General features: G+C 56.5%; 2 tRNA genes and 3 rRNA genes. All 5 read right to left on the bottom strand.

Going from position 1 to position 5,232, the window contains the following annotated elements:
• Nucleotides 1-105, bottom strand: a 5S ribosomal RNA gene (gene rrf / locus BUQ91_RS15370); the annotation flags it as partial.
• Between the two features lie 106 nt (nt 106-211).
• A 23S ribosomal RNA gene (locus tag BUQ91_RS15365) occupies nt 212-3,115 on the bottom strand.
• 174 nt (nt 3,116-3,289) lie between these two features.
• Nucleotides 3,290-3,362: transfer RNA gene (locus tag BUQ91_RS15360), tRNA-Ala, on the bottom strand.
• A 6-nt stretch (nt 3,363-3,368) separates the two neighbouring features.
• Nucleotides 3,369-3,442, bottom strand: a tRNA-Ile gene (locus BUQ91_RS15355).
• A gap of 93 nt (nt 3,443-3,535) precedes the next feature.
• Nucleotides 3,536-5,034: ribosomal RNA gene (locus BUQ91_RS15350) — 16S ribosomal RNA — on the bottom strand.
• Nucleotides 5,035-5,232: the final 198 nt, after the last annotated feature.

Raw genomic sequence — 5,232 nt, 5'->3', positions numbered from 1 at the left:
GACCTACTCTCCCGGGCCCGGGGGCCAGGTACCATCGGCGATCTGAGGCTTAACTTCCGTGTTCGGGATGGGAACGGGTGTGACCCTCACTCGATAACCGCTGAAACAAAATCTTGCATGGAACCAAACTTATTACTGCAATCACCAGAGCTCTGAAGCAAGGCGGGTCCGGGCTGCCCACGCGGGACAGTAGAACCAAATCGTTGAAAGAAAGGAAAAGCGTCTCACGGGCTATTAGTACCGCTCGGCTCAACGTGTCGCCACGCTTACACCTGCGGCCTATCGACGTCGTAGTCTCCGACGGCCCTTCAGGGGGTTGCCCCCGCGAGACCTGATCTTGGGAATGGCTTCACGCTTAGATGCCTTCAGCGTTTCTCCAATCCGAACATGGCTACCCGGCAATGCCGCTGGCGCGACAGCCGGTACACCGGAGGTCCGTCCGTCCCGGTCCTCTCGTACTAAGGACAGCTTCCCTCAAGTCTCGAACGCCCACACCGGATAGGGACCAAACTGTCTCACGACGTTTTGAACCCAGCTCGCGTGCCGCTTTAATTGGCGAACAGCCAAACCCTTGGGACCTTCTCCAGCCCCAGGATGCGACGAGCCGACATCGAGGTGCCAAACCTCCCCGTCGCTATGAACGCTTGGGGGAGATCAGCCTGTTATCCCCAGAGTACCTTTTATCCATTGAGCAACGGCCTTTCCACGCTGTACCGCGGGATCACTAAGCCCTACTTTCGTACCTGCTCGACGTGTCCGTCTCGCAGTCAAGCTCCCTTATGCCTTTGTGCTCTTCGCGCGATTGCCGACCGCGCTGAGGGAACCTTTGGATGCCTCCGTTACCTTTTGGGAGGCGACCGCCCCAGTCAAACTGACCATCAGACACGGTCCCTGTCCCGGATGACGGGACGAGGTTAGATCTCAAAACGGGCAAGGGTGGTATTTCAAGGACGGCTCCCCGACGACTGGCGTCGCCGGCTCATAGCCTCCCACCTATCCTACACATGCCAGCCCTAAAACCAATGTCAAAATACAGTGAAGGTTCATGGGGTCTTTCCGTCCAGGTGCGGGTTGCCGGCATCTTCACCGGCACTGCAATTTCGCCGAGTCCCGGGAGGAGACAGTGCAGAAGTCGTTACACGATTCGTGCAGGTCGGAACTTACCCGACAAGGAATTTCGCTACCTTAGGACCGTTATAGTTACGGCCGCCGTTTACCGGGGCTTCGATTCAGGGCTTCGCTTGCGCTGACCCCTCCTGTTAACCTTCCGGCACCGGGCACGTGTCAGACCATATACGTCCACTTGCGTGTTAGCATGGCCCTGTGTTTTTGGTAAACAGTCGCTTCTGCCGTTTCCCTGCGACCTCCAGATGCTCCGCGCTGTTCACGCTCACAACCGGAGGCTCCCCTTATCCCGAAGTTACGGGGTTAATTTGCCGAGTTCCTTCTCCCGAGTTGTCTCGAGCACCTTAGGCTATTCGCCTCGTCCACCTGTGTCGGTTTACGGTACGGGCCTCCGTTCGCTCCCTTAGCGGGTTTTCCTGGCACGGTCCATCGCGGCGCCCCTTCCGGCCGAAGCCTTCCGGGGGTCCGGAGCCTGGGGCATGTGCAGGGGGGATTTGCCGCCCCTGCGCCTCGCACTCCTTCAGCGGCATCCATCGGCCGCCCCGTGAATTCCCATGCGTCGCCGCGTCGGTAGTGACGCTTATCGGAGGGTCCAGGAATGTTAACCTGGTTGTCATCGGCTACGCCTCTCGGCCTCGTCTTAGATCCCGACTGACCCCGGGAGGATTATCCTTGCCCGGGAACCCTTGGACTTACGGTGTGCGGGTTTTTCACCCGCATTTTCGCATACTCATGCCAGCATTCTCGTTTCCGGTGCCTCCAGCGCGCATCGCCACGCGCCTTCCCAGGCCTGCGGAACGCTCTCCTACCGCCCCATTGCTGGGGCCCACGACTTCGGTGACGTGCTTAGTCCCGATCATTTTTGGCGCGGAGCCGCTTGACCAGTGAGCTATTACGCTTTCTTTAAAGGATAGCTGCTTCTAAGCTAACCTCCTGGCTGTCTGTGCAGCTCCACATCCTTTCCCACTTGGCACGTACTTGGGGACGCTTAGTCGGTGGTCAGGGTTGTTTCCCTTTCGTCTACGGATCTTATCACTCGCAGGCTGTCTGCCACGCAACACGTTCACGGTATTCGGAGTTTGATAGGGTTTGGTAAGCGGGTGTGCCCCCTAGTCCTGCCAGTGCTCTACCCCCGTGAAGCTAACGTGACGCCATACCTAAATATGTTTCGGAGAGAACAAGCTATCGCCCAGTTTGATTGGCCTTTCACCCCTACCCACAGCTCGTCCGAACACGTTTCAATGTATATCGGTTCGGTCCTCCACGGAATGTTACTTCCGCTTCAACCTGGCCATGGGTAGATCACTAAGGCTTCGTGTCTGCCGTGTACGACTGGTCGCCCAGTTGAGACTCGCTTTCGCTTCGGCTCCGCGCCTGAGGCGCTTAACCTTGCCGTACACGAGCAACTCGCTGGCTCATTAAACAAAAGGCACGCCGTCAGGAAGATGAATCTTCCCTCCGACAGAATGTATGCACGCGGTTTCAGGCGCTATTTCACTCCCCTCTCGGGGTGCTTTTCACCTTTCCCTCATGGTACTGTGCACTATCGGTCATCCGCTCGTATTTAGCCTTGGAGGGTGGTCCCCCCGTATTCAGGCAGGATTTCACGTGTCCCGCCCTACTCTTCGACGGACGTCAGTTTCCGGATCGCTACAGGCCTGTCACCTGCTGTGGGGGGGCTTTCCATCCCGCTTCGCTTTCCGTCCGCTGTACGCAACCCGTCTGGGCTCCTCCCCTTTCGCTCACCACTACTAAGGGAATCTCGGTTGATTTCTTTTCCTCCGGGTACTGAGATGTTTCAGTTCCCCGGGTTTGCCTCCGCAGGGCTATGTATTCACCCTGAGGATACGCTTGCGCGTGGGTTTCCCCATTCGGATCCCCCATGGTCAAAGGCCCTTTGCGCCTCGCATGGGACTTTCGGGGCTTGGCCCGTCCTTCGTCGCCGGCGGATGCCTAGGCATCCCCCGCGTGCATTCCTTCGCTTAAATCCTAATTCCAGCGATTCAGCTCTGTTCTGCCGCATGAGCAGCTCGAATCCACCTGTTTTTTCTTGGTGCTTCAAGTCACTCTGTATGCTTGATTGCTTTGTTAGTTTCCATGCCGAAATTTCAATTTTCACATGTCCTCGCTGGGACGATGTTTTCTGCACCCGGTCGGTGCTTCCTGGAGCTAAGGAGACTCGAACTCCTAACATCCAGCTTGCAAAGCTGGCGCTCTACCAGTTGAGCTATAACCCCTGAAAGTGGGCCTGAATGGACTTGAACCATTGACCCCCGCCTTATCAGAGCGGTGCTCTAACCAGCTGAGCTACAGACCCGGGCTCTAAAAGAATCGGAGATGTACTTGGGTGACGGACTTGTTGTCTTTGAAAAACAGGCTGTCGGAACCTAAGTTCCGCGATTTACTCCTTAAAGGAGGTAATCCAGCCGCACCTTCCGGTACGGCTACCTTGTTACGACTTAGCCCCAGTCAAAGGTCTTGCTTTAGGCGCTTGCACGACTTAGAGCACTCCCTTCTCCCATGGCTTGACGGGCGGTGTGTACAAGGCCCGGGAACGTATTCACCGTGGTGTGCTGACCCACGATTACTAGCGATTCCAGCTTCACGGAGTCGAGTTGCAGACTCCGATCCGAACTGAGGACGGCTTTGAGGATTGGCTCCATCTCGCGATGTTGCGACCCATTGTACCGACCATTGTAGCACGTGTGTAGCCCAGGATGTAAGGGCCATGAGGACTTGACGTCATCCACACCTTCCTCCGGGTTGTCCCCGGCAGTCTCTCCAGAGGGCCCCCTTGCGGGTGGCAACTGGAAACGTGGGTTGCGCTCGTTGCGGGACTTAACCCAACATCTCACGACACGAGCTGACGACAGCCATGCAGCACCTGTGCGGAACGTTGCATTGCTGCAAAACGGCGATCTCTCGCCGCGGCGTTCCCATGTCAAACCCTGGTAAGGTTCTGCGCGTTGCTTCGAATTAAACCACATGCTCCACCGCTTGTGCGGGCCCCCGTCAATTCCTTTGAGTTTCATACTTGCGTACGTACTCCCCAGGCGGCATACTTAACGCGTTGGCTACGGTACCCGGGGGAACCCCCGGACACCCAGTATGCATTGTTTACGGTGCGGACTACCAGGGTATCTAATCCTGTTTGCTACCCGCACTTTCGAGCCTCAGCGTCGATAAGTCCCCAGCAGGCTGCCTTCGCCATCGGTGTTCTTCCTGATCTCTACGCATTCCACCGCTACACCAGGAATTCCGCCTGCCCCTGAACTATCCAAGATATCCAGTTCGGACTGCAGAGCCGGGGTTGGGCCCCGGGATTGTACAATCCGCTTGAATATCCGCCTACGCTCCCTTTACGCCCAGTAATTCCGAACAACGCTTGCACCCCTCGTATTACCGCGGCTGCTGGCACGAAGTTTGCCGGTGCTTCCTCTCAAGGTACATTCAATCCTGCCCGAAGACAGGCCTTATTCCCTCATGACAGTGGTTTACACACCGAAATGCTTCTTCCCACACGTGGCGTTGCTGCATCAGGGTTTCCCCCATTGTGCAATATTCCCTACTGCTGCCTCCCGTAGGAGTCTGGGCCGTATCTCAGTCCCAATGTGGCCGATCACCCTCTCAGGCCGGCTACCGATCGTCGCCTTGGTGGGCCGTTGCCCCGCCAACTAGCTAATCGGACGCAAGCTCATCCCATACCGATAAATCTCTAGTCAACCCCCCATGCAGGGGGCCACTCTCCTGGACATTAACCGCGCGTTGGCACGGGTATTTCCTGATATGGGGCAGATTGCTTACGCGTTACTCACCCGTTCGCCGCTCGGCATTGCTGCCTCGCTCGACTTGCATGTATAAGACACGCCACCAGCGTTCGTTCTGAGCCAGGATCAAACTCTTCATTGATTTTTAAAATAGTCTGTCCTGTTTTTCGTAAATGGCGATACCAAAGGTATCGCTTTAATCTTCGGCTCGGTCATGCCCAAGCAAGCTTGGTCGCGACTCTCGCCTCTTGATTAATTTGACTTCCAAGAAATTTTCTTGGGCCGTCACTAAGCACATCTCCGATTCCTTCAATCTTCCCGAAAGTCTCGCGGGCTTTCG

Source organism: Fibrobacter sp. UWB11, assembly GCF_900143015.1.
Lineage (GTDB): Bacteria > Fibrobacterota > Fibrobacteria > Fibrobacterales > Fibrobacteraceae > Fibrobacter.
This window is presented reverse-complemented; position numbering and strand designations above follow the sequence as displayed.